This window comes from Rhodococcus sp. JCM 9793 (assembly GCF_055380405.1).
The window spans coordinates 1,075,543-1,098,199 of the sequence record NZ_AP043721.1 but is presented as its reverse complement, the minus strand read 5'-3'; the positions used below and the strand labels follow the sequence as shown (position 1 = coordinate 1,098,199).

The 22,657-nt window shown below is 65.8% G+C and carries 23 protein-coding genes; 7 read left to right on the top strand and 16 right to left on the bottom strand.

Translation table 11 applies throughout. From position 1 onward, the window contains the following. The first annotated feature begins 136 nt into the window (after positions 1-136). Positions 137-1,324: a CoA transferase gene (locus ACZ46K_RS07325; RefSeq protein ID WP_054806110.1), complete on the top strand. Its 1,188-nt coding sequence runs from the start codon at positions 137-139 to the stop codon at positions 1,322-1,324. An 11-nt stretch (positions 1,325-1,335) separates the two neighbouring features. Here ACZ46K_RS07325 and ACZ46K_RS07320 read toward each other — a convergent pair whose 3' ends face one another. Further along, a complete protein-coding gene (locus ACZ46K_RS07320) occupies positions 1,336-2,706 on the bottom strand; it encodes an amidase (RefSeq protein ID WP_464747412.1) in 1,371 nt (456 codons plus the stop codon). A 141-nt stretch (positions 2,707-2,847) separates the two neighbouring features. On the opposite strand from ACZ46K_RS07320, the gene ACZ46K_RS07315 reads away from it, so the two are divergent. Continuing rightward, the gene (locus ACZ46K_RS07315; protein ID WP_464747410.1) at positions 2,848-4,038 is read left to right on the top strand and encodes an MFS transporter; all 1,191 of its coding nucleotides are present in this window, start codon (positions 2,848-2,850) and stop codon (positions 4,036-4,038) included. On the opposite strand, the gene ACZ46K_RS07310 is transcribed toward ACZ46K_RS07315, so the two are convergent. Both ACZ46K_RS07310 and ACZ46K_RS07305 read right to left on the bottom strand, forming a co-directional pair. Further along, complete coding sequence (locus ACZ46K_RS07310) at positions 3,998-4,894, bottom strand: alpha/beta fold hydrolase (protein WP_464747407.1); 897 nt, start codon at positions 4,892-4,894, stop codon at positions 3,998-4,000. The genes ACZ46K_RS07315 and ACZ46K_RS07310 overlap by 41 nt on opposite strands. Positions 4,895-4,981: 87 nt before the next feature. Then, positions 4,982-5,950: an LLM class F420-dependent oxidoreductase gene (locus ACZ46K_RS07305; RefSeq protein WP_054807579.1), complete on the bottom strand. Its 969-nt coding sequence runs from the start codon at positions 5,948-5,950 to the stop codon at positions 4,982-4,984. On the opposite strand from ACZ46K_RS07305, the gene ACZ46K_RS07300 reads away from it, so the two are divergent. From ACZ46K_RS07300 to ACZ46K_RS07290, 3 genes are all read left to right on the top strand, one after another. Next, a complete protein-coding gene (locus tag ACZ46K_RS07300; protein WP_464747406.1) occupies positions 5,949-6,737 on the top strand; it encodes an MOSC domain-containing protein in 789 nt (262 codons plus the stop codon). The genes ACZ46K_RS07305 and ACZ46K_RS07300 overlap by 2 nt on opposite strands. Positions 6,738-6,867: 130 nt before the next feature. Then, positions 6,868-7,500 (top strand): hypothetical protein, encoded by a 633-nt coding sequence (locus ACZ46K_RS07295; protein WP_054807577.1) that lies wholly within the window; start codon positions 6,868-6,870, stop codon positions 7,498-7,500. Then, a complete protein-coding gene (locus ACZ46K_RS07290) occupies positions 7,500-7,718 on the top strand; it encodes a helix-turn-helix domain-containing protein (protein ID WP_054807576.1) in 219 nt (72 codons plus the stop codon). Before ACZ46K_RS07295 ends, ACZ46K_RS07290 begins: the two co-directional genes overlap by 1 nt. 65 nt (positions 7,719-7,783) lie before the next feature. Here the strand turns inward: ACZ46K_RS07290 and ACZ46K_RS07285 are convergent, their stop codons facing one another. The 11 genes from ACZ46K_RS07285 to ACZ46K_RS07235 form a co-directional block, all read right to left on the bottom strand. Continuing rightward, a complete protein-coding gene (locus ACZ46K_RS07285; RefSeq protein WP_464747403.1) occupies positions 7,784-8,431 on the bottom strand; it encodes a CoA transferase subunit B in 648 nt (215 codons plus the stop codon). Between the two features lie 2 nt (positions 8,432-8,433). Next, positions 8,434-9,192: a CoA transferase subunit A gene (locus ACZ46K_RS07280; RefSeq protein ID WP_464747401.1), complete on the bottom strand. Its 759-nt coding sequence runs from the start codon at positions 9,190-9,192 to the stop codon at positions 8,434-8,436. Continuing rightward, positions 9,189-10,379 (bottom strand): fumarylacetoacetase, encoded by a 1,191-nt coding sequence (gene fahA, locus ACZ46K_RS07275; protein ID WP_464747399.1) that lies wholly within the window; start codon positions 10,377-10,379, stop codon positions 9,189-9,191. The genes ACZ46K_RS07280 and fahA overlap by 4 nt, the downstream gene beginning before the upstream one ends. After that, positions 10,376-11,260, bottom strand: coding sequence for a hypothetical protein (locus ACZ46K_RS07270; RefSeq protein ID WP_054806088.1), 885 nt, complete (start codon positions 11,258-11,260; stop codon positions 10,376-10,378). The genes fahA and ACZ46K_RS07270 overlap by 4 nt, the downstream gene beginning before the upstream one ends. Continuing rightward, the gene (locus ACZ46K_RS07265; RefSeq protein ID WP_464747397.1) at positions 11,257-12,459 is read right to left on the bottom strand and encodes a homogentisate 1,2-dioxygenase domain-containing protein; all 1,203 of its coding nucleotides are present in this window, start codon (positions 12,457-12,459) and stop codon (positions 11,257-11,259) included. Before ACZ46K_RS07265 ends, ACZ46K_RS07270 begins: the two co-directional genes overlap by 4 nt. A gap of 121 nt (positions 12,460-12,580) precedes the next feature. Beyond that, positions 12,581-13,108: a MarR family winged helix-turn-helix transcriptional regulator gene (locus ACZ46K_RS07260; RefSeq protein WP_464747395.1), complete on the bottom strand. Its 528-nt coding sequence runs from the start codon at positions 13,106-13,108 to the stop codon at positions 12,581-12,583. Between the two features lie 112 nt (positions 13,109-13,220). Continuing rightward, positions 13,221-14,552, bottom strand: coding sequence for an MFS transporter (locus ACZ46K_RS07255; protein WP_464747393.1), 1,332 nt, complete (start codon positions 14,550-14,552; stop codon positions 13,221-13,223). 36 nt (positions 14,553-14,588) lie between these two features. After that, entirely contained in the window at positions 14,589-16,040 is a 1,452-nt protein-coding gene (locus ACZ46K_RS07250; RefSeq protein ID WP_464747391.1) for an FAD-dependent oxidoreductase, read from the bottom strand. Then, complete coding sequence (locus ACZ46K_RS07245; protein WP_054810051.1) at positions 16,037-16,834, bottom strand: SDR family NAD(P)-dependent oxidoreductase; 798 nt, start codon at positions 16,832-16,834, stop codon at positions 16,037-16,039. Before ACZ46K_RS07245 ends, ACZ46K_RS07250 begins: the two co-directional genes overlap by 4 nt. Continuing rightward, the gene (locus tag ACZ46K_RS07240) at positions 16,827-17,657 is read right to left on the bottom strand and encodes an SDR family NAD(P)-dependent oxidoreductase (protein ID WP_464747388.1); all 831 of its coding nucleotides are present in this window, start codon (positions 17,655-17,657) and stop codon (positions 16,827-16,829) included. Before ACZ46K_RS07240 ends, ACZ46K_RS07245 begins: the two co-directional genes overlap by 8 nt. A gap of 52 nt (positions 17,658-17,709) precedes the next feature. Continuing rightward, on the bottom strand, positions 17,710-18,141 hold the full coding sequence (locus ACZ46K_RS07235; protein ID WP_054806090.1) for a nuclear transport factor 2 family protein: 432 nt from the start codon (positions 18,139-18,141) through the stop codon (positions 17,710-17,712). A gap of 176 nt (positions 18,142-18,317) precedes the next feature. On the opposite strand from ACZ46K_RS07235, the gene ACZ46K_RS07230 reads away from it, so the two are divergent. After that, positions 18,318-18,980 (top strand): IclR family transcriptional regulator, encoded by a 663-nt coding sequence (locus ACZ46K_RS07230; protein ID WP_464747386.1) that lies wholly within the window; start codon positions 18,318-18,320, stop codon positions 18,978-18,980. On the opposite strand, the gene ACZ46K_RS07225 is transcribed toward ACZ46K_RS07230, so the two are convergent. Further along, positions 18,977-20,113, bottom strand: a complete 1,137-nt coding sequence (locus ACZ46K_RS07225; protein WP_464747383.1) for a patatin-like phospholipase family protein — start codon at positions 20,111-20,113, stop codon at positions 18,977-18,979. The two genes, ACZ46K_RS07230 and ACZ46K_RS07225, sit on opposite strands and share 4 nt — an antisense overlap. A 178-nt stretch (positions 20,114-20,291) precedes the next feature. On the opposite strand from ACZ46K_RS07225, the gene ACZ46K_RS07220 reads away from it, so the two are divergent. After that, positions 20,292-21,650, top strand: coding sequence for a DUF3533 domain-containing protein (locus tag ACZ46K_RS07220; RefSeq protein WP_054810054.1), 1,359 nt, complete (start codon positions 20,292-20,294; stop codon positions 21,648-21,650). Positions 21,651-21,659: 9 nt separating this feature from the next. Here ACZ46K_RS07220 and ACZ46K_RS07215 read toward each other — a convergent pair whose 3' ends face one another. Next, a complete protein-coding gene (locus ACZ46K_RS07215; protein ID WP_054810053.1) occupies positions 21,660-22,424 on the bottom strand; it encodes a CPBP family glutamic-type intramembrane protease in 765 nt (254 codons plus the stop codon). Between the last annotated feature and the right edge of the window lie 233 nt (positions 22,425-22,657).

Genomic DNA, 22,657 nt, shown 5'->3' with positions numbered 1-22,657 from the left:
GGCAGACGATGGACGAGTCTCGACGTTAGACGCAGCACTCGACATCACCGGGCACAGAATACGCCGAAAACAGGGGCATCCAGTTGTACATTGTCGCCGTCGCGCCGTGGTGCCCGATTCGACCATCGTCGTGATGATGAAGCCTCTACTCCATGGCGTCCGCGTCCTCGATCTGTCCCGAGCCCTCGCCGGCCCCCTGTGCACCTCGCTGCTCGCAGACTTCGGCGCCGACATCATCAAGGTCGAATCCCTCAGCGGGGGCGACAGCTCACGCCAGTGGCCACCGTTCGACGGATCGGACAGTCTGTATTTCGCCTCGGTGAACCGGAGCAAGCGGTCGGTCGCGCTCGATATGCGCAGCGATGAAGGACGAAAATTGCTGCATCGCATGGCATCCGAAGTGGATGTAATAGTCGAGAACTTCCGGCCCGGGGTTCTCGCCGCGATGGGTCTCGACCAGGAATCGCTTCGACGCGACAACCCCGGCGTGATCGTGATGAGCGTCAGCGGCTTCGGGCCCACCGGGCCCGACCAGTTCGCACCGGGCCTCGATCAGGTCGCGCAGGGCATGTCCGGGCTCATGTCCGTCACCGGAGCCGGCGACAACACACCCATGCGAGTCGGCATCCCCATCATCGACACCGTCTCGGGAATCTATGCGGCACTGGGTATCACCGCTGCACTCGTCGCCAGAGCCCGGGACGGTGAGGGCCACCATGTGCAGACCTCCCTGATCGAATCGGCGCTGTCGATCATGACGTTCCAAGCGCAGGATTATCTCAGCACGGGGCGGGTCGCCGAACCCAACGGCAACACTCACCCCACCATCACCCCGTACGGCTGCTTCGACACCGCCGACTTCCCGATCATCATCGCCACCGGATCCGACAAGCATTGGGAAGCACTGTGCACCGTGCTCGGCGATCCCGAGCTCGCGGCGCGTCCCGACTACGCCACCGGCAAGACCCGCCTCGAGCACCGCGATCGATTGACCAAGGAACTGCTCGAACTACTTGCGCACCGATCGGCGGCCGACTGGGTGTCGGCCATGAGGGAGGCCGGAATACCCTGCGGACCAGTTCACTCCGTCGATCAGGCGTTCGCCGATCCGCAAGTACAGGCACTGAACATGGTCCAGACCGTGCCCACGCACGACGGTAAGGATCTGCCGCTGATGCGCGGACCGTTCTGGGTCGATTCCGAAACACTGCCGATCAGGAACGCCCCGCCGATGACCCTCGGTCAGGACACCGACACGGTGCTCGCCGAATTCGGTGTCACCAGTGGCGAACTCGAGCGCCTACACCGATCCGGCGTCATCTGACCCGGGCCCCGTCACAGCAGCGCTGCCGCTGCCAGCGCCACGTGTTCGTGGAAGGGACGGGCGACGAGCTGCACACCGATCGGCATGCCGTCGCTCGTCTCGCCCACCGGCACAACCACGGACGGAAACCCGGCGACACTGATCGTGCGGCAACTCGCCAGCGCCTCTTGCCACGTGAGCGCTCGGCCTTCCACGTCGAACCGATCGAGGCCGAGCAGTGGTGCGCCGATCGACGCCACGGGGAGCACCAGGAGGTCGCCCATCTCGGCGAGCAACCGGTGGACGAGCCGAGTGCGGACGGCCCACAGTTCCTCGATCTCGAGGCTTTCTGCACGACTGCCGGTGGACAACATCGTCCGGATGCTCGCGCCGAACTCGCCGGGTGCCGCCAGCGCGGCGATATCGGTGTGTGTCTGGGTCGCACGCAGCTGTCCGAACAGGGCATTGCCCTCACCGAGCGCCGATCCTTCGTAGCGGCGCGCACCGAACTTGCCCGCTACCTCTGTCACGGCAGCCACGATCTCTGCGGAGACCGGCACCGTGCCTTCTCCGGGCGCCCAGGTGATGTGCAGACTGTTCACGTCGACGGAGGCCGGATCGATCCACGCGATGTGCGGCTCCGACACCACACGCAGCACGAGGGCGGCGTCGTCGAGACTGCGCGCCATCGGGCCGATGGTCTGGAGCGTGCCGTGCACGGTGGCGGGGTTCGCCAGTAGATGATCACCGGCGACAACACCGGGGTATTGGCCGTCGGCGCAGACTCGGCCGATCGTCGGACGGATCGACGTCAACCCTGTGCAGTGCGCGGGCCACCGCACCGAGCCGCCGAAGTCCGTGCCGAGCCCGAGCACACTCATGCCCGAGGCGACAGCCGCGGCCTCGCCGCCGCTCGACCCGCCAGGTGACCGGGGCAGGTCGGGCGTTCCGAGCGGGTTCACGGTCGGTCCGAAGAGTTCGTTGTCGGTGAGACCGGACGTGCCGAACTCCGGGGTGTTGGTCTTTCCGACGAGGATGGCCCCGGCCGCCTTCATCGCCGCAACCGCCGGGGCGTCGGCACCGGTCACATTCTCGGCGAGCGCCCGCGACCCGGCCGTGGTGCGCACCCCATCAGTGGTGATGAGGTCCTTCGCGGTGAACGGAACACCCGCCAGCAGGCCAGGCTGCTCGCCACGCGCGATCAGCCCATCGAGAGCGTCCGCCTCGCGCAAAGCTTGCTCGGTGGCGACGGTGACAATCGCGTTCAGGCTCGGATTGCGGTCGTCGATGTGTGCGAGATGTTGCTCGACGACCGCGCGCGCCGAGACCTCGCGCCGGTGCACCGCCCCCGCGATCGTGTGCGCGTCCGCGCCGACCCAGATATCCGCCACGTTCGTCCGCACGCGTTCTCCTTCGTTCCGATGGACGAGAACGCTAGAGGCCGGCAGGTAGGGCCGCCAACGTCCAGTGTCCACAGGATCTCCACCGCCGCCCTGTGAACAGTTGATACGTCGACCTCCGCACGCACCTGCGAGGATCGGACCATGTTTTCACCCTGGGCCCGTCTGTCGTTCGCCGTGTTCGCGGTGAGCTGGGGCGCCAATCAGTTCGCCCCCATGCAGCTCGTCTACCGCGAGCACCTCGGTCTCGGCAGTGGGTCGTTCGCCGCGATGCTCGGCTCCTACATCATCGGGCTGATTCCCGCGCTGCTGTACTTCGGCCGGGTCGCTGATCGGATCGGCCGGCGTCCGGTGATCCTCGCGATGGTCCCGGTGAGCATCGTCTCGTCGGTGGTGTTGCTTCTCGGTGCCGAGTTGCCGCTGTTGCTGTATCTGGGCCGGATCCTCGCCGGTCTTGCATCCGGGATGGCGTTCGGCGCAGGCACCGCCTGGATGAAGGAACTGAGCGCCGACGCCGGTGCGGGTGTGGGGGCGCGCCGCGCGGCGGTGTCGCTGTCGGCGGGATTCGGGTGCGGAGCGCTGTTCGCCGGGTTCATCGCGCAATGGTTGCCTGCGCCCGAAGTGCTGGCGTATCTCGTGCACATCGGGTTGATGGTGGTGGCTCTGACACTGGCGTGGTCGGTGCCCGACGGTCAGGTGCCCCGGGCGGTGCGGGGTTCGTGGCGGCTCTCCGTGTTGTCGAACCCACGGTTCCGGTGGGGTGTGGTGCCTTGGGCGCCATGGGTGTTCGGGTGCGCCACGGTATCTTTTGTGACACTTCCGCCCCTCGTGTCCGACAGTGTGAGCGACGTGTCCATCGCGTTCACGGGCACGATCGCCGCGCTCACCCTGCTCACCGGCGCGCTGATCCAGCCCTGGGCGCGGCGCATCGCCCGGCGTGGAGAGACGGTGGGAGTGCGCATCGGAGTCGGGATCGGCGTGCTGGGATTCGCCGCGGCCGCCGGAACCGCTTACGCGGGCAGCCCCTGGGCGGTGGCCGTGATCGTCGTCGCGGCGGTTCTCCTCGGTGCGGGTTACGGAATCCTGCTCATCTCAGGACTCGTTGCCGTCGAGAACGCGGCGCCGGCCGATGAGCTGGCGCAGAGCGTGGCGGTGTTCTACTGCCTGATCTATCTCGGTTTCGCGGTGCCGTTCGCCATCTCGCTCGCCGCTCCGCACATCGGATTCGGTGCGTGTTTCGCCGCTGCCGCAGCGCTGATGTGTGCGGCGCTGATCTTCGGTCGCCGCGTCCGGATCAGCCCGTCGGGGCGAGAGCACCGTCGCGCACACGTGTGAGCAACCGGCCGAGTGCTCCCGCGACCGCGTCCGCGCTCTCGGAGAGCACGCGGTGTCCCGCGCCGGGTATCCGGACCAGCTCGGCTCCGGGCAAGTGTGACGCGATCGCTTCCGAGTGCGCGATCGGCACGAACCGGTCCGCGGTTCCCGCCGCCACCACGACGGGAACGGCCGCGAGCGCACCGATCGCGTCGTACTCATCGAGCACCGCGAAGGCCGCCAGCAGCCGCGACCACGTGACGACGGAGGTCTCGTTCGCCAGCACCATTCCGAGCATGCGAAGCCACGAATCCGCCGAACGTCGCCGCCCGAGCATCGTGCACACCGCACCGCCGGCACGCTTCGACCGTTCCACGGTGCGCGGGGCGCGCAGCACCGCCCGATGGAGGAACGACGCCGCGGGATGTCGCAGATACCGGCCGACACCGCCGTCGGCGAGTCCTCCCGCTGCGGTCGACACCAGCGCGAACCCCACGATCCGGGTCCCGATCGCAGCCGGATGCAGCCGCGCATACGCCAGCGAAACCATGCCGCCCATCGAGTACCCGACCAGCACCACGGGGCCGCGCGGCACGAGCGTGCGAAGGACGGAGTCGAGGTCGCGCGCCAACTGGTCGAAGGTGAACGACTCGACGTCGCCGATTCCGGAACGACCGTGACCGCGCTGGTCGTAGCGCACTGTTCGGACCTCGGGCGCGCCCAACTGGGCGCCGACGCCGGTCCAGCACGCCGAATCTTGGCAGTGGCCGTGCACGAACACGACGGTGAGCTCGGCATCGGCCGGACCGTCCACATAGGCGACGAGTGGAACACCGTCGTCTGCGGCAACAGTGAACCTGGAAGGTGAATCGGACATGAACAACTCCTCGAGCGACCTGCTCGATTATTCGTGTCCTCGTTCCCTTCTGTTAACCGTCGCTACCGAATCGTGACGCCCGGAACCTCAGCGCGGTGCGAGGGCGCGGATCATCGGCGTCGGATCGCCGTCGGCAACAAGCAGGATTGCAGGAGTGGCGACTCCCGCCTCCACGTAACGTTCGACGTGTTCGCGGCACTCGTCGGGATGTCCGTGCACGATGAGTTCGTCGACGACATGGTCGGGAATCGCCTCGAGTGCAGCCTTGCGATCGCCCTCCGCCCACAGTCGCCACATGCCTTCGAATTCGTCGGAGCGTCCGAGGAACTCGTGGAAGGCGCGGTAGACGGGCACGTTCATGTAGGCGGCGATCATCCGGCGACCCATCGCTCGGGCGGTATCGGTGTCGTATCCGGGGAGCACGAAGATCCGCGCGACGATCTCCTTACCTTCACCGCCCTCGTGGACGTACGGCGCGACGGTGCGCACATCGTCGGCCGAAAGCCAGTTGACGATCGCTCCGTCGGCTTCCTTGCCGGCGAGGCGCAGCATCCCCGGGCGCAGCGCTGCGAGCAATACCGGTGGAGCGGGGTCGGCGACCAGCCCGGCACGGAACCCGTCGACGGTGAAGGTGTCGTATTGCTGCGTCACCTTCTCGCCGGCCAGCGCCGACTTCAGGAAACGCAGCGTGTCGCGGGCGCGCTTGTACGGCTCGTCGAAGGGGATGCCGTTCCATTTCTCGACGATGACGTTGGACGACGTGCCGACTCCGAGCACGAACCGTCCTGGAGCTGCGGAGGCCAAGGTGGCAGCAGACATCGCGAGCGTCGCCGGGCCGCGGGTGTAGACGGGGACGATCGCGGTGCCGAGCCGCAGCGACGGCGCCCATGCGCTCGCCAGCGCAAGGGGGGTGAAGGCATCGGCCACGTTGGCTTCGGACGACCAGACGTCGGTGTAGCCGAGGTCGGGGAGTTCCTCGATCAGGCTGCGCTGGTCGGCAAGGGGGATGCCGTCGAGGGGCACTGTGAGCCCCCACCGTCGTCTGTTCTCCGTCATGGCCGTCACCTTAGAGCACGCCCCCACAGGTCACCTGGCATCCGTATGCTGGCTCGTTGTGCATGTCGGTCAATTGTGGCGGTATCCGGTCAAGTCGTTCGGAGGCGAGCGGTTGCAGTCGGCGACGATCGAATCAGACGGTCTCCGCGGCGACCACGTGTGGGCGGTCGTCGATGCAGAATCGGGCACCGTGGCAACCGCGAAGAAGTTCCGTCGTTTCGGTGTACTGCTGACCTGTGGTGCGCGACTGACGGACGAAACCGATCCGCGCGACCCGGCGTCGCTGGAATTGACGTTTCCCGACGGCACCGTGATGCTCGGCGACGACAGCGAGGTCGACGCGATGTTGTCGGATCTGACCGGGCATCCGGTGCGGCTGGAAGCCAGAGCCCGCTCCTACGATGCCGCTCCCCTGCATGTGGTCACCTCGTCGTCTGTGAATGCCCTGGACACCGGCGACCCGATCGAGGTCGCGGTGCGTCGGTTCCGCCCGACGATCGTCGTCGACACCGGAGACATGGACGGGTTCGTCGAGAACGACTGGTTGGGTGTTCTGCTCGAGCTCGGCGACGTCGTCATCGAACCGAACAAGCGCACCGATCGGTGTGTGATGGTCACGCTCGATCATCAAGAGATCCCGGCTCGACGCGAGATGCTGCGTAACGTCATGTCGCGCAATCGCGTACTGACCCGTGAAGGCGGCAAAGAAGCACCGTGCGTCGGCGTGTACGCGCAGGTCAGCGCGCAGGGGGTCGTCCACTGCGGCGACCCGGTCGACAGAATCTGAGACCGACCACCTTCCCGGACACCCGCAATCCCGCAATCCCGCACGTCTGGACATATCGTTTTTCGATGTGTATAACGATTATCGATGCATCGATAATCGTTATGGACCATTACGAGGCGCGGGAGCAGACATGGACACGACCGACACCGGACCGATCACACCAACCGACACGTCGAAGAAGGACCGCCGCGACCTGTGGGCGTCGATCGCGGTCTTCGCCCTCACCGGCGGCGTTGTCCTCTACACCTACGTCACCCGCCTACTCCACGAACTGAACGCCGGGATCGTCACAGCCCGCGTCGAGTTCGACGAGCCTCAAACACTGACCTCGCTCGACGGTGTCGCGATGCAACTCGGATCACCCTCCACCATCGAGGTCTCGACGGGCCCGCTCTCCCCGGTCACCGTCGGACTCCTCCGTAGCGCGGAAGGACTGCAGACACTCGGCTACCTGGCCATACTGGCGCTTCTGACCTGGATGGTCGCGCGGTTCGTCCGAGGCCGGTTGTTCGACCGCCTCGCGGTTCGACTCGTCTGGATCGCGTCCCTCACCGGAATCGCCGCGATCCTCGTTCCTCAGATGCCCCGGACGCTCGGCACCAACTTGTTGCTGCGCGATGTGGAGGCTCGGGAGATGCTCGACTTCGCAGGGCTCGGGCCTGAATTCTGGTACGGCTACGTGTTTTGCATGGCTCTCTCGGCAGTGGCCATCGCACTGCGCATCGGAAGCCGTATGGCCCGCGACAACGAAGGCCTCATCTGATGCCTCCCGAAACAGAGCATGCCGTTCGCTGCCACCTCGACACACTGCTCGCCGATCGAGGTATGACGTTGGCGCAGTTGGCCGAAGAGGTGGGGGTGAGCGTCGTAAACCTGTCGGTACTGAAGAACGGTCGAGCTCGCGCCATCCGGTTCTCGACCCTGACAGCACTGTGCCGTGTTCTGAATTGTTCTGTGGGAGAAATTCTCTCGATCGACTGACCGACTGCAGAAACAACGGTACCCGGGTCCTTGTGGGTCCCGGGTATCGCTGCGTGGTCCGGCCATCAAGCCAGGGGCGCTCCTGTTGCTGCACGGACCTGCTCTTCGGTCACGCCCGGCGCGCACTCACGCAAGGCAAGACCATTGTCTGTCACGTCGATGACGGCAAGATTGGTGACGATGCGCTGGACCACACCCTCACCGGTCAACGGAAGCGAACACGTATCGACGATCTTCGGCGCACCGGACTTGTCGGTGTGCTCCATCAACACGATCACCTTGCGGGCACCGTGCACCAGATCCATCGCACCGCCCATGCCCTTGACCATCTTGCCCGGCACCATCCAATTCGCCAGATCCCCGGTCTGCGAGACCTCCATACCGCCGAGCACGGCGGTGTCGATATGACCACCGCGGATCATCCCGAAGCTCAACGCCGAATCGAAGAACGCCGCACCAGGATTGACCGTCACGGTCTCCTTACCGGCATTGATCAGATCCGGATCGATCGCATCCTCCGTCGGATACGGGCCGGTACCCAAGATTCCATTCTCCGAATGCAACGTCACCCGAACCCCCTCGGGCAGATAGTTCGGGATCAGAGTCGGCAGACCGATACCGAGATTGACGTACTCGCCCGGCGAGAGTTCCTGCGCCGCACGCGCAGCCATCTCCGTACGCGACCAGCCGAGCGTCTCTACAACAGCAGTCATGCTCAGGCCACCTTTCCTGCGCTGACGGTGCGCTTCTCGATCTGCTTGTCCTGCACACCCGTGTGGACAATGCGGCTGACGAAGACGCCCGGCAGATGCACCTGCGCCGGATCGATCTCACCCGGCTCGACGAGCTCCTCGACCTGCACGATGCACACCTTGCCGGCCATCGCCGCGAGCGGGTTGAAGTTCATCGCAGCCTTGTTGAACACCAGATTGCCCTCGGTGTCGCCCTTGAGCGCATGCACCAACGAATAGTCCGCGTTGATGGACTCCTCGAGCACGTACCGCTTGCCACGGAACTCACGGATCTCCTTCGCCGGAGACGCGATCTCCACCGAACCATCGGCGGCATACCGCCACGGCAGACCACCCTCGGAGATCGGGGTACCGACACCGGCCGGGGTGAAGAACGCCGGGATACCGGCACCACCGGCACGGAGCTTCTCCGCCAACGTGCCCTGCGGCGTCAACTCCACCTCGAGCTCACCGGAGAGATACTGCCGCGCGAACTCCTTGTTCTCACCGACGTACGACGCAGTGACGCGGCGGATCCGCTTCTCACCGAGAAGGATCCCGAGTCCGTGCCCGTCGACGCCGCAGTTGTTGGAGAACACCTCGAAGTCGGAGGCGTCGCCGGCGGCGATCGCCGCGATCAGCTCGTCGGGGATACCCGACAGGCCGAAACCACCGACGGCGAGCGACGCACCCGAGGGGATATCGGCGACCGCGTCGGCCGCCGTGGCGAAGACCTTGCTCACTTGGCGTCTCCCGTGGCGGGCAGGATGCGGTTGCGCACCTCACCGAAACCGATGCGCGAGCCGTTCGGGCCCGGAGCGGAAGCAGAGATGGAGATCTCGTCGCCGTCCTCGAGGAAGGTGCGCGTCTCGTCGCCGACCTGGACGGGCTCTGCACCACCCCAGGTGAGTTCGATGAATGCGCCGCGCTGATCCTTCTCCGTGCCGGAGATGGTGCCGGAGCCGAACAGGTCGCCGGTGCGGGTCGCGGCGCCGTTGACCGCGGTGTGCGCCAGCATCTGCGCGGGTGACCAGTACATCTGGGCGTACGGCGGGCGCGAGACGATGTGGCCGTTCCACTCCACCGCGAGATCGATATCCAGGCCCCACTTCTCCTCACCCAACAGGTACGGGAGCGGTGCGGGGTCCTGATCCGGGGTGTCGATGCGCGCGGCCTCGAGCGCTGCAATCGGCACGACCCACGGCGAGATCGACGTCGCGAACGACTTGCCGAGGTTCGGTCCGAGCGGCACGTACTCCCAGGCCTGGATGTCGCGGGCCGACCAGTCGTTGAGGATCACCGCGCCGAAGCAGTGATCGGCGAACTCGTCGGGAGCGATCTGTTCACCCATCTTCGAGCCCGCGCCGACGATGAAGCCCATCTCGGCTTCGATGTCGAGACGGATCGACGGGCCGTACACAGGCGCTTCGTCATTCGGTCCCTTGCGCTGACCGCACGGACGGACGATGTCGACACCCGAGGTGACGACGGTCGACGAGCGGCCGTGGTAACCGACGGGCAGGTGCTTCCAGTTCGGCATGAGCGGGTCGGGGTTCTGGGGACGGAACAGACGGCCCAGGTTCGACGCATGGTTCTCCGATGCGTAGAAGTCGACGTAATCGGCGACCTCGATCGGCATGTGCAGCGTGACGTCGGCGATCGGGAAGACGGCGTCGTCGTCCACGTCGCCGGCGATCGTCTGCTTGATGATGGCACGCACCTCGTCCCAACGGGCACGGCCCTGGGCCATGAAGGCGTTGAGGCTCGGTTCGGCAAATACGACGTCGTCTTCGAACACGCGACTCAGGTCGAGGACCGAATCACCCACGCGCACACCGACACGCGGCTCGGTGTCGGCGGTGGAGAAGATGCCGTACGGGAGGTTGTCCGGTCCGAAGAGCGAACCCTCGGGGATTGCAATGGTGGTCATGAGAGTGTTCCTTCGCTGATCGGGGATACGGACGACGGTGCGAGCCCGAGGTCGAGCAGATCGGTGAGCGGATCGGCGATACTGCAGGTGCCGTACGAGCGGAACCGGCCGCGCACCTCGGTTGCCTGCTCGTCGGACAGATCCTTCAAACGTGATGCGAGAGCAGCACCGTCGCGGTCGGCGAGCGCCTCCGCAACTGCAGCATTGTCGCCGCCGTCGAGTGCCACGGCGACCGCGTCGAGGATGTTCAGGAAACCGTGTTGCTCGAATCCCGTCTCGGGGTCGGTGTTGCGGATCGCGTGATGCAGTCCGGCCGTGGCCTTGAACGGCACACCCGCCGTCACGACGGTGCGGATTGCGTCGGCGAGTTCGGCCTCGTCCGGATAGGCCTCGACGACGATGCCTCCGGTGCGAAACTTCGCCGAGTACGGCGTCTGCGCGAGACGAGCCAGGATCTCCGGGCGACGCTCGTCTCGGGGTACTTCGACGAACACGCTGAGTTCCGGGTTGGCCGAGTAGATCTCGTCGAGCGCGGCAAAGAGTTCGTCGACGGTCTGCTCGGCGGGCACTGCGATTTCGAGGGCGGTGACGGACACCGAATCGAGTGTCGCTGCCTTCTCCAGCGCCGGAGCAACCGCGGCGGTTCCGGCGGGCACCGTCAGGCTCAGTTCGAGCTCACCGGAGTACGGCTGCCGCTCGAGCAGTTCGGTGAGTTCGCCGAGGCGTCCGGCGGGGAACACGAACGAACCGACGAGCGGTGCGTGATCGGCAGCGGTGTGGACGGCGTGCGCCGGGACTGCATCCGCGATCGGCGCATTGCCGGGCGGGAAGAGCGCGGCGTCGTCGCACAGGTGCGTGAGTAGGGGCCCGAAGGTCGTCACTTGGATGCCTCCCGGTTGCGGTTCCAGCTACTGGCGTACGCGGCGTCCTCGCACGCGAGGGCGCCTTCACCGAGTTCGAGGGGCCGGAACGTGTCGACCATGACGGCGAGTTCGTCGAAGAACTCGGCACCGATACTGCGTTCGTACGCACCCGGCTGCGGGCCGTGAGCGTGGCCGCCGGGATGGACCGAGATGGAGCCCTGGCCGATACCCGAGCCCTTGCGTGCTTCGTAGTCGCCACCCACGTAGAACATGACCTCGTCCGAGTCGACGTTCGAGTGGTAGTACGGCACCGGAATCGACAGCGGGTGGTAGTCCACCTTGCGCGGCACGAAGTTGCAGATCACGAAGTTGTTGCCCTCGAACGACTGGTGCGCCGGCGGCGGCTGGTGCACGCGACCGGTGATCGGCTCGTAGTCGTGGATCGAGAACGTGTACGGGTACAGGCAGCCGTCCCAGCCGACGACGTCGAACGGGTGGTTCGGCATGAGGTAGCGGGTACCGACGATGCCGTGGGAGGTGCGGTGCTTGACGAGCACCTCGACGTTCTCCTCCTCGACGATCAACGGCTCGGTGGGGCCGTGCAGGTCGCGTTCGCAGAACGGGGCGTTCTCGAGGAACTGGCCGAACTTCGACAGGTAACGCTTCGGCGGCACGATGTGGCTGTTGGCCTCGATCGTGTAGGCACGCAGCGGCTCGTCTCCCGTGGGCACCCAGCGATGCGTGGTCGCCATGGGCAGCAGCACGTAGTCGCCGGGCTTGGCCTCGAGGGTGCCGAACACGGTCTCGACGTTCGCGGTGCCCGACTCGACGTAGACCATCTCGTCGCCCACCACGTTGCGATAGAGCGGCGAGGGCTTCTTGGACACGGCATACGAGATGCGCACGTCGGGGTTGCCGAGGATCATCCGGCGGCCGGTGACGACGTCGGTGTCGTTCCAGACGCTCTCCGGGAACAGATCGTGCAGCTTCAGGTGCCGCGGCTTGAGCGGATGGTTCGGAGTCGTGGACTGCTCCGGCACCGTCCATTCGCTGGCTTCGACGATCGCCGACGGGATGTACTTGTGGTACAGCAGCGCGGAATCGGACGAGAAGCCTTCCTCACCCATCAGCTCCTCGTAGTAGAGGTTGCCGTTGTCGTCGCGGTGCTGGGTGTGACGCTTGGGCGGGATGACGCCGAGCTGTCGGTAGAACGCCATGGTTCAGCTCCTCGGAGATGGTGAATCGGGCTGCGCGGTGTCTCTGTCGCCGCCGGGGTTAGTAAATACATTAACTAATTCGGGAGCGTGAGCGCAACCACAGGGATGAAGTTGCCGTGAATCAGTTGCGTCCGCGCACGTCGAACTGGCTGCGGTTGGTGATGAGCTTGTTCAGCAGCATCACGAGAATCTGCTGTTCAGCGTCGCTGAGGACGTCCACCCACGCGAGTTCGCGCTCGTTCTGCGCAGCGAAGGCCTCGACGATTTCCTTCTCGCCGGCCTCGGTCAGCGACAGCTGCACCGAACGGGCATCGTGGCTGACGGGCGTCTTCTCCAGAACACCGGCTTCGACCAGCGGTTTCGCCAGATTCGACACGGCCGCACGACTCATCCCGGTCAACCTCGCCGCGACATTCGGTTCGATGGGACCGGCCAGCCAGATCACGAACATCAGGCGATAGCCCGACCACGAGCGCCCGCGCGGGCGGTGCACGCTCGATTCGAGATCGTAGGTGACGATGTCCGAGGCCCGGTTCAACGTGAGCAGCACTTCGGTCGCGCTGCGGTGATGGTCGCCGAACTTGCTGTTCAGACGCTCCTGCGCGAGTTCGACGAAGGACCAGTAGTCGAGGTCGCGGGGTGCTGACATGCGGTCACAGTACCGCAGACCGCGAGATTGTTCACACATTTATCATCTGTTGAACGACGAACGCCGACACCCACATCGGGGTGTCGGCGTTCGTTCGAGAACGGGTCCGACGTCAGTCGGTCCGCAGTTCGATGCCCTTGGTCTCCTTGATGAAGAAGACAGCGACCAGCGTGAGCAGTGCACAGAACACGAAGTATCCGGCCGGTGCCAGCGAGTTGTCGGTGACATCGATCAGGTAGGTCGCGATGAACGGTGCCGTGCCGCCGAGGCACATGTTCGTGATGTTGTTGCCGAGGGCGATGCCGCTGTACCGCACCGACGCCTTCAGCATCTCGACGTAGACGACGAAGGAGGCGCCGTTGACGATCGACACGCAGATGAACAGCACGGACTGACCGACGACCGCCTGCCAGATGGTTCCACCCGACATCAACATGAACATCGGGACGCCGAGCACGGCGGACGCCACGCTCCCGATGAACAACACCGGCTTACGTCCGTACTTGTCTGCCGCATACCCGGCGATGGGCAGTGTGATCACGCCGAGAACGAGCGCGAGCGACGTGGAGAGGAACGCCACCGACGACGTCTGCCCGCCCTCGGTCTGCAGGTAGGTCGCCGCATACACGGACGCGATGTAATACCCACCGACGATGAGCGCACCGAGCATGACGATCTTGACGACGCTTCCGCCGGAGGTCTTCAGCAGCTCCTTGATGGGCAGCTTCTTCGTCTCACCCTTGTCGGCCATCTCCTCGAACTGCGGAGTGTCCTCGAGGTGGTTCCGGATCCAGACGCCGATCACACCGATCACGACGCTGAGCAGGAACGGAATGCGCCACGCCCACTCGAGGATCTGTTCTTCCGAGAAGGTCGAGGTGATACCGAGCGCGACGAGCGAGGCTGCCAACGAGCCGAGATAGGTACCGGAGTTGACCATCGACGTCTGTGTGGCCCGCCAGCGAGCGGGAGCCGATTCCGAGACGAATGCATTGGCGCCGCCGAGTTCGCCGCCGGCCGCGAAGCCCTGGAGACAGCGGGCGAGCACGAGCAGGACGGTCGCCCACACGCCGAGGGTGGCGTAGGTCGGCATCAGGCCCATCGCCGCCGTGGCGATGACCATCAGCAGGATGGTCCAGGACAGTGCGGTCTTGCGGCCGAACTTGTCGCCGATGTGCCCGAAGAAGATACCGCCGGGCACCCGCAGGAAGAACGCCACCGCAAACGCCGCGAACGTGCCGAGCAGAGCGGCGGTGTCGTTCTCCGAGACGAAGAACAGGGTGGCGACCATGGTCGCCATGTAGCCGTAGATACCGAAGTCGTAGTACTCGACGACGGTGCCCACGACAGCCGCGCGGATGACCTTCGCCGTGGACTGCTTCTGCGGTGCCGGGTCTGCGAGCGGGGGACTTGCCGCGGCAGGTGCCGCGTCGGAACCGAGCATGATGTGTCCTTTGAGGTTCTGGGGGGACAGCCTGCGTCAGACGCCGGCTGCACCGAGTTCGGCGGGCAGCGCAGAGCCGACTCCCGCTGCGTTTCGGCCTGCGATGCGGCCCATGGTCAATGCGTTGGCGACGGCGTTTCCGCCACCCACATAGCGGAGGCCGAGGATCCCGGCTCCCGCTTCTCCGGCCGCATACAGGCCGGGGACGACGTTCCCGATCGTGTCGAGAACTTCGGCGTTCCGATTGATCTCGAGCCCCGCGTGCGTACAGACCAGTTCCGCGGGCAGCATACGCACCGCGTAGAACGGTCCCTCGGCGACGGGGTCGGGATCGGAGGTCGAGCCCTTGTTCGCAAGGGTCCGGTGGCGCAGGAAATCGTCGTCGACACCGCTCGGGAGCTGGGCGTTCCACCGGGTCACGGTGGCCACCAGCGCGGACACCGGCACGTCGATCAGTCCTGCGAGTTCGTGGAGTGTGTCGGCGCGCACAGTGCGCCCCGCGTCGGCTTCCGCCTCGACGCGGTCGGCGTCCCAGTCGGCGTAACCGGTGGGGAGCCCGGTACGCGCCTTCTCGTCGAAGATCGCCCACACGGGCCCGCCCTGCGCGTCCATGAGGCCGCCCGACACGGCGTACGACGCATCCTCGTCCATGAACCGCCGACCGGCCTTGTTGACGTAGATCCGCGACTTGGGCGGGAACCCTGCCTGCCAATGGTGGTAGCGCTGGAAATAGGCGGTGGGCATGGTCAGGCCCCAGTCCTTGCCGACGACCGCGGAACCGATCTGCTCGCCGAACCGGAGGTGATCGCCCCGGCTACCGGGTGCCGCGACCACGAACAGCGAGTCACCGGCTTCGAGCGGATACGGGTAGTACTGCTCGAGCAGTTCAGTGCTCTGTGCGAATCCGCCGGACGCCACGACAACGGCGTGCGCGCGGACCTCGATGTCGTCCGCCACGACACCGACGACCCGACCGTCCTCGACGAGCAGACGCTGCACCCGGGTGGCAAGGATCGCCTCCACCCCGTGGGCACGGCGGGCCCGGTCGAGCGTCTGCACCAGTCCGTACCCCTGGTCCTTCGGCACGTGGCCACGCCAGACATCCTCCACTCCGGCCTGGCACAGCCCCGGCATGTGAGCATTCGACGACACCCGCGCCGGGATCTCCACACCGAGTTCGAGGAGCCACTCGAGGGTAGGGCCGGCGTTCTCGCAGAACGCCCGGACCAGGCCCGGGTTGAGGATCCAGTGGTTGAGGTCCATGTAGTGCTGGAAGAACTTGTCGGCGGAGTCCTCGATACCGAGTCCGGCCTGCACGCTCGTTCCCGCAGCGGTGAACAGCCCGGCCGACAGCTGCGTCGACCCGCCCAGTTCGGTTTCGGATTCGAACAGCAGGACGCTCGCTCCGGCCTCGGCGGCAGACACCGCCGCAGCAAGGCCTGCGCCGCCGCCACCGATCACCACGACGTCGATGATGTCGTCGCTCATGACAGTTGATCTCCCGTCTCCGCGATGATGCGGTGGTAGAGCCCGTTGGAGGTCATGCCGCCGTCGACGGTGACCTCACTTCCGGTCATGTACGTGGACCGGTCGGACAGTAGGAACATGACAGCGTCGGTGACCTCGTCGACCGTTGCCATCCGCCCGAACGGAACGCTCTCGAGAGCGGCGCCGACGAACGCGTCCGCCCCTCCCAGCAGCGACGTTCCGACCAGCCCGGGGTGTACCGAATTCACTCGGATTCCCCACTTCGCGAAATTTCCTGCGGCCGATTTCGACAGGCCTCGCACTCCCCACTTGCTCGACGAGTAGGCCGGAGAGAAATAGCCGATCTGACCCGAAATCGAGGAGATGTTGACGATGGACCCGCCTCCGCTGTCGCGGATAAGGGGCGCAACGGCTTTCATCCCGTAGAAGGGACCGAACAGATTGATGCGCATCGTGGCTTCCCAGACGTCGTCCGGGGTGTCCATGAACTCGAGCCGCCGCGAGATCCCGGCGTTGTTGACCAGTCCGCCGAGCGCTCCGCGCTGGGACCGGATCTCATCCACCACCCGAGCCCACGATGCCGGGTCGGCGACGTCGAGCGTGTGCGCCGACGCCGAGCCCCCCGCAGCTTCGATCTCCTCGACGACCGGGGTCGCATCGGCCACGTCGGCCAGACACACGTGAGCACCGCGGGCCGCCAGGACGCGAGAGTGGTTGGCACCCATACCCGAAGCCGCGCCCGTGACGAGAACGACCGACGGGTAGGTCACGGTTTCCAGGACCGGATCAGACATGGCGCGAGCCGCCGTCGACCGCGATCGAGTGGCCCGTGACGTAACGAGCGCTGTCGGACAACAGGAACAGCAGTGGGCCGAAGACCTCTTCCGGCGAGCCCAGACGGTGCAGCGGCACGACATCGAGTGCGTGCTTCAGCGCCGCCGGATCCTCCTGCACCCAGCGGGTCATCTCGGTGTCGATGTAGCCGGGAGCAATCGAGTTGACACGAATTCCCTTGTCGCCGAATTCGACCGCGAGGACCTCGGTGAGGTGCGCGACGGCAGCCTTCGACGCGCAGTACGCGCCGCGACCCTTACGCACGCGCAGCGCCGACACCGACGACATGTTGACGATCGCGCTGCCCGGCTGCATGTGCCGCGCCGCGGCCTGCGCACCGAAGAGGACACCCTCGACGTTGACGTCGAGCGTCGCTGCGATCTGCTCCTTCGTGATCTCGTCGGCGAGCGCGAACGGGAAGATGCCGGCGTTGTTGATCCAGAAGTCGATCCACCCGAACTCCTGCAGCGCCACCTGGGCGAGCGTCTCGTGCTCGGCCGGATCGGTGACGTCGATGCGCGCGCCGACCACGATGCCGGGGGTCTCGGCGAGGGATTCGGCTGCGAGTTCGGCGTTGATCTGCTCGGCGGTCTCCTTCATCTGGACGTCGTTGATGTCGCCACCGACGACGTTGACGCCGCGCGACGCGAGACCGCGGGCGAACTGTGCGCCCATTCCGCGTGCGGCACCGGTGACGACGGCGACCTTGCCGGCCATTTCCGGGTATTGCGCGACGATCTGCGCGGTGACGGTACGACCCGGATTCTGGGCATCAGCAGACATTATGGGTTTCCTCCGAAAGTGTGGAACGAGTGAGAGAAGGCGACGATCCGGTTCAGGCGTCGTCGCGAGAAACTGTGCGGCGAGCAATCAGCCATGTGTCGCCGTGCCGGACGACCACGTCGTCGATCGTGGTGAATCGGACCGGACGTGGAGCACCGCCACGGGCAGTGGCCACAATCTGCAGGTACGCCCGAACGCGCAGGGTGTCGTCGTCGACGCGGTCGACGGCGATGTTGGTGATGACGTGGCGATGCACCTCGCCGGCGTCCTGCGCTCCGACGTAGAAGCGCCCGGCGAATGCCTCGAGCGCGTCCGTCCCGGAGACGGGTGCCGGGTAGCTGGGTGAGCAGAACTCGCCGTCGGGCGTGAACGTGAGCGCCCACTCCCGCGCGGAGCCACCGTCGATGAGGTGGCTCTGCTGTCCGTAGAGCTGGTGGATCAGCGCGAGCAGTGCTGCGTCGACACCGTCGTCCGTACGTGCCATGTCGTATGAAACCGTCCGTATTTGTGCGATAATCGCACTGCATGTGCGATTAATGAAGATGCTAGGTGTTACAGTTCACAAACGTCAAGGAGGTACCGGGCAAGATGACCCAAATGCAGGATGAGGCTGCGCCTATACAAGGCCTCGACATGCCACGAGTCGAACCCGATTCGGGCATGTCCAAGACACTGCACAACGGGCTCGAGATCCTCGAATTGCTGGCCGCACACCCGAATGGGTTGTCCGTCAGCGAGATCGCCGAAGGCATCGGCGTCCACCGGACAGTGGCTCACCGGTTGATCCGAACCCTCGAGGCGCATCGCCTGTGCCGTCGCGACGATTACAAGCGGGTCGCACTGGGAGCCGGGCTCGTCACGCTCTCCGAATCGGTCGAGCAGGACCTCCGCACGCTCGCGCGACCGATCCTCGAGGATCTCGCTGACACCGTCGAAGCGACCGCTCACCTCGTGGTCCGCGAATCGGACACGACGGTCCGCGCCATGATGGTGATCGAGCCGCGCCGAGCCCAGGTGCACATCGCTTTTCGTCCCGGCCAGGTACATCCCGTCGATCGCGGCTCCGCGGGCCTCGCGATATTGGCATCTCTGCCCCCGACCTCCGATGAACGCCCGGAGGTGGAGCAGGCACGCCGACTCGGGTACGCGGTCTCGGCGGGCGAAGTCGTTTCCACGACCATCGGTATCTCCGCCGGCGTTCGGGGTCGCCCCGGCGGAACTCAGGCCGCGGTCGGCGTCTCCGTGTTCACCGCCGCCGACAAAGAGCGGATCGGCGCAGCAGTGGTCGCGGCAGCGACGTCGCTCGGCGACATCCTGCGCTAGGCAGGGGCACCGAGCCTGCCGTCGGCACGACCCAACTCGACGGCTCGTGAGGTGAAGGCGGGGTCGAAGAGCAGGAAGCTCAGCAAATCCGCGCGATCGGCGGATGCGCCGCCGACGAGTCGGGCCAGCGATCCCAACTGAGGGTTCTGCAAGCGACGGAGCCCGCCGCTTCGTCGCTGCAGGACCTGCCCGGCCAGGACCGCGAGAGCATCGACCCCTTCCCGAGGCGGACCGGCGAACTCGGCCTCGATGTGACGGAAGTGCGTTTCGCTCGTGCCTGCGGTGACGTTGCGAGACTCGAGACGATGCAGATCCTCGACCATCCGATCGACAAGCATGGCCCGCAGGATCACCCCGACAGCGTCGAACACGTCGGGCTCCCCCGCGCCGGTCGGCTGTTGCGAAGGCGATCCCCGCGGCCAGTACCGAGGGCGGGTCGCCACTACCCCCAGGCGGGTGGCGCCCATCTGAACGGCAGGTTTGAGAGGCATGTTCAGCCGCACCCCGCCGTCGAGGTACCAGCCGGCCCACTCCCGCGGGGTGTCGATGTAGATGGGCCGGAACAGTGCCGGCACCGCCGCGGATGCAAGAACATGTTCAGGTCCCAGCGTGGTGTCGACGTAGGTGATGTTGCGGTTCGCGTCGTACGACGGCAACGGGATCGAGGGGTGTCTGTGCACGAACATGACGGTCCCGCCGGTCGCCACCGAGGTCGCCGCGACCGCGACGACATCGACCAGTCCCCGGTCGATGTTCTCGTGCAGCTGTTCGAACGAGACCAAGGATGTGATCGTCTCGCGCATCCGGGTGGTGTCGAACAGGCTCGGTAGCCGCATCGGTAGACCGGCGAGTTGACCCAGATAGCGCAACCCGCCGCCCACGACGCTGCCGGTCACCGAGAACACGTCGTCGAGCGACACCGAACTCCACAGCGACACCACACGTTCGGCCGCCCGATCGAAACCGAGGTGAGCGTTGCCGGCCAATCCGACCACGTTGAGAGCGCCGGCGCTGGTTCCCACCAGAATCGTCGGGGACCGGCCCAGGCGCGGCAGCAACGTGGTGATGGCACCGGCTTCGTACGCGCCACGGGCACCGCCGCCGGCCACGACGAGCCCCACGCGAGCAGTCACCTTTCGACCATAACCAGCGATGCGCCCGAAGGCCGGGCATCCGACGTCGACAGCATTTCCGTGGGTCACTCCTACAGGCCGACGTGAGCCCCACCCCAGCCGTCCGGTCGGCGTGCGCTCGAGCACTTGCCTCCGTCGGTCGGGTACGAATCCGCACACACATGTGCACAATCAATGGGTGAGTTCAACTGACATCGCGCCCGATCCCCATCGCGGCACATTGCGCGGCCCTCGCTTCTGGCTCGCACCGCTCGTCGTTGTGGCCGCGGTGATGTCCGCGCTCGGCTACTTCTATCTGGCCAGCATGGTCAATCCGACCGAGAACCTGCGCGAATTCCCGATGGCGATCGTCAACCAGGACGTCGGGGACGTGATGCCCGGCGACGACGAACCGCGGAACCTCGGGATCGAGATCACCGCCGCGATCCTGGACGGCATCGACCCTGCACAGATCGACATGCAGGAGATGGGCATCTCCGCGGCCAACTCCGGCCTCGATAACGGGACGTTGTACGGCGCGATCGTGATCCCCAGCGACTTCACCAAACGCACATCGATTCTCGCGCAGGGCAGCGTCGTGCCCGGCGATATCGAAAGACCGATCATCACGGTCTACTCGAATCCCCGCACCGGAACGTTCTCGACCGGCATCGTCGACATCATCGGCGACACCGCCATGACCCAGGTCAACGAGACGGTCGGCGAACAGCTCACCACCCAGGTCACGAACACCCTCGCCGAAACCGCACCCGACCTGCAGTTGTCGGGTGGAAGCCTGCTCACCCTCCAGGACCCGATCAACGTCCTGAACGTCGAACACAAACCGCTGCCCGAAGGCACCGGCGCCGGCCTGTCCGCGTTCTATTTCACGCTGCTGCTGATCCTCGCGGGATTCACCGGCGCCACGATCGTGAACACTCTCGTCGACACCGCTCTCGGGTTCATCCCCACCGAATACGGGCCGCTCTACATCAACAGAGAGACCACCCGCATGTCCCGGTTGACGGTGTTGCTCATCAAGTGGGGAATCATCGTCGTCCTGTCACTGATCGTGTCGGCGCTGTATCTGTGGATCGGGACAGCCCTCGGCATGCCTGTGCCGCGCGCCCTGCTGATGTGGGAATACGGGGCACTCGCGATCAGCGCGGTCGGCATCACCTCGGTGTCGGTGATGTCCGTGTTCGGATCCGCAGGTCTGCTCGTGAACCTGTTCATCTTCATCGTGCTGGGGCTACCGTCATCCGGTGGCACCGTCCCGATCGAGGCGATGCCCAAGATGTTCGAATGGCTGTCGACATTCGAGCCGATGCATCAGATCTACATCGCGACCCGCGCGATCCTCTACTTCGACGGCCACGGCGCCGCAGGACTGACGCACGGCGTCGCGATGACACTCGTGGGCCTCGCCGTCGGCGTGGTCCTCGGCGCTGTGGTGACGTGGCTGTACGACCGTCGAGGATTCCATCGTTCCACCGAATTACTGGCGGGCGACACCGTGTCCGCCTCCGAGAGCGGAGAGTCTGCTACCCGGCCTTGAACGGCCCTTCTATCCCACGCGCTGGCTGCGACGAAAAGGCACGATGTTGCCGCGGCGGTGGGCGGCAACGAGCATGGGGATGGCCAACAGCAGGCTCACCACGACGGGGACGATCGAGGCTTCCAATCCGAAGTCGCCACCGGTGAGCAGCGTCGGCCCTGTCGGGGTGGTGGTCAGCAGGCCGGACGACGGGTGGCCCGACACGGGGATGCCGAGCAGCCCGACAGTGGCGTTCCACGTGAAATGCAGGCCTACGACCAGCCAGATGCTGCGCTTCCACAGGAACGCGGCGCCGAGCAGGACGCCCGCCTCCACCGCGATCGCGAACGAACTCCACAACGTGGCGCCGGGGTTGGCCAGGTGCAAGCCCCCGAACAACAACGCCGTGATCGCCAGGGCCAGCCAGCTGCCGCAGAGTCGTTCCAAAACCTGCAGCGCGAAGCCTCGGAAGATCAGTTCCTCGGTGACGGCCGCACCGATCGCGACCGCGACAATGCCTACAACGATGTCGAAGGCGTTCCCGGAGCCGCCGGTGATGGTGAACTCGGTGACCACGGCGAGCATCGACACCGCGATGAACCCGAACCCGATCGCACCACCCAGCAGGGCCAGCCGCACGGCGTGTGCACGCCTGATCTCCGGGACCTCGCGGTGGGCGACGAACCGCATGACCAGCCAGTAGACCGCAACCGCAGCCACCGCACCCACAATCGGCAGTGCCACACCCTGTGCAGTCAGCCCCGCCACCGCAGCGACACCGACGATTCCGACCAAACCCCATACAAGGGGGAACTCGAAGAACCGGGTGGAGGCCGAGCGCGTCCGGGTAGGGGCCGACGTAGGTGCGGTGCCTGTCGAATCATCCAGTTGGCCACTGCCACTGGACAAACGGACGGGGTCGACTCGGCCATCGTCACCCATATTGTTCCGATCGGACAAAGCAGGCTCCCCCTGAGGTGTGGACACCGATTGCAATCCAAAGGCGATCAGCGTAGCCGATCGCTGAT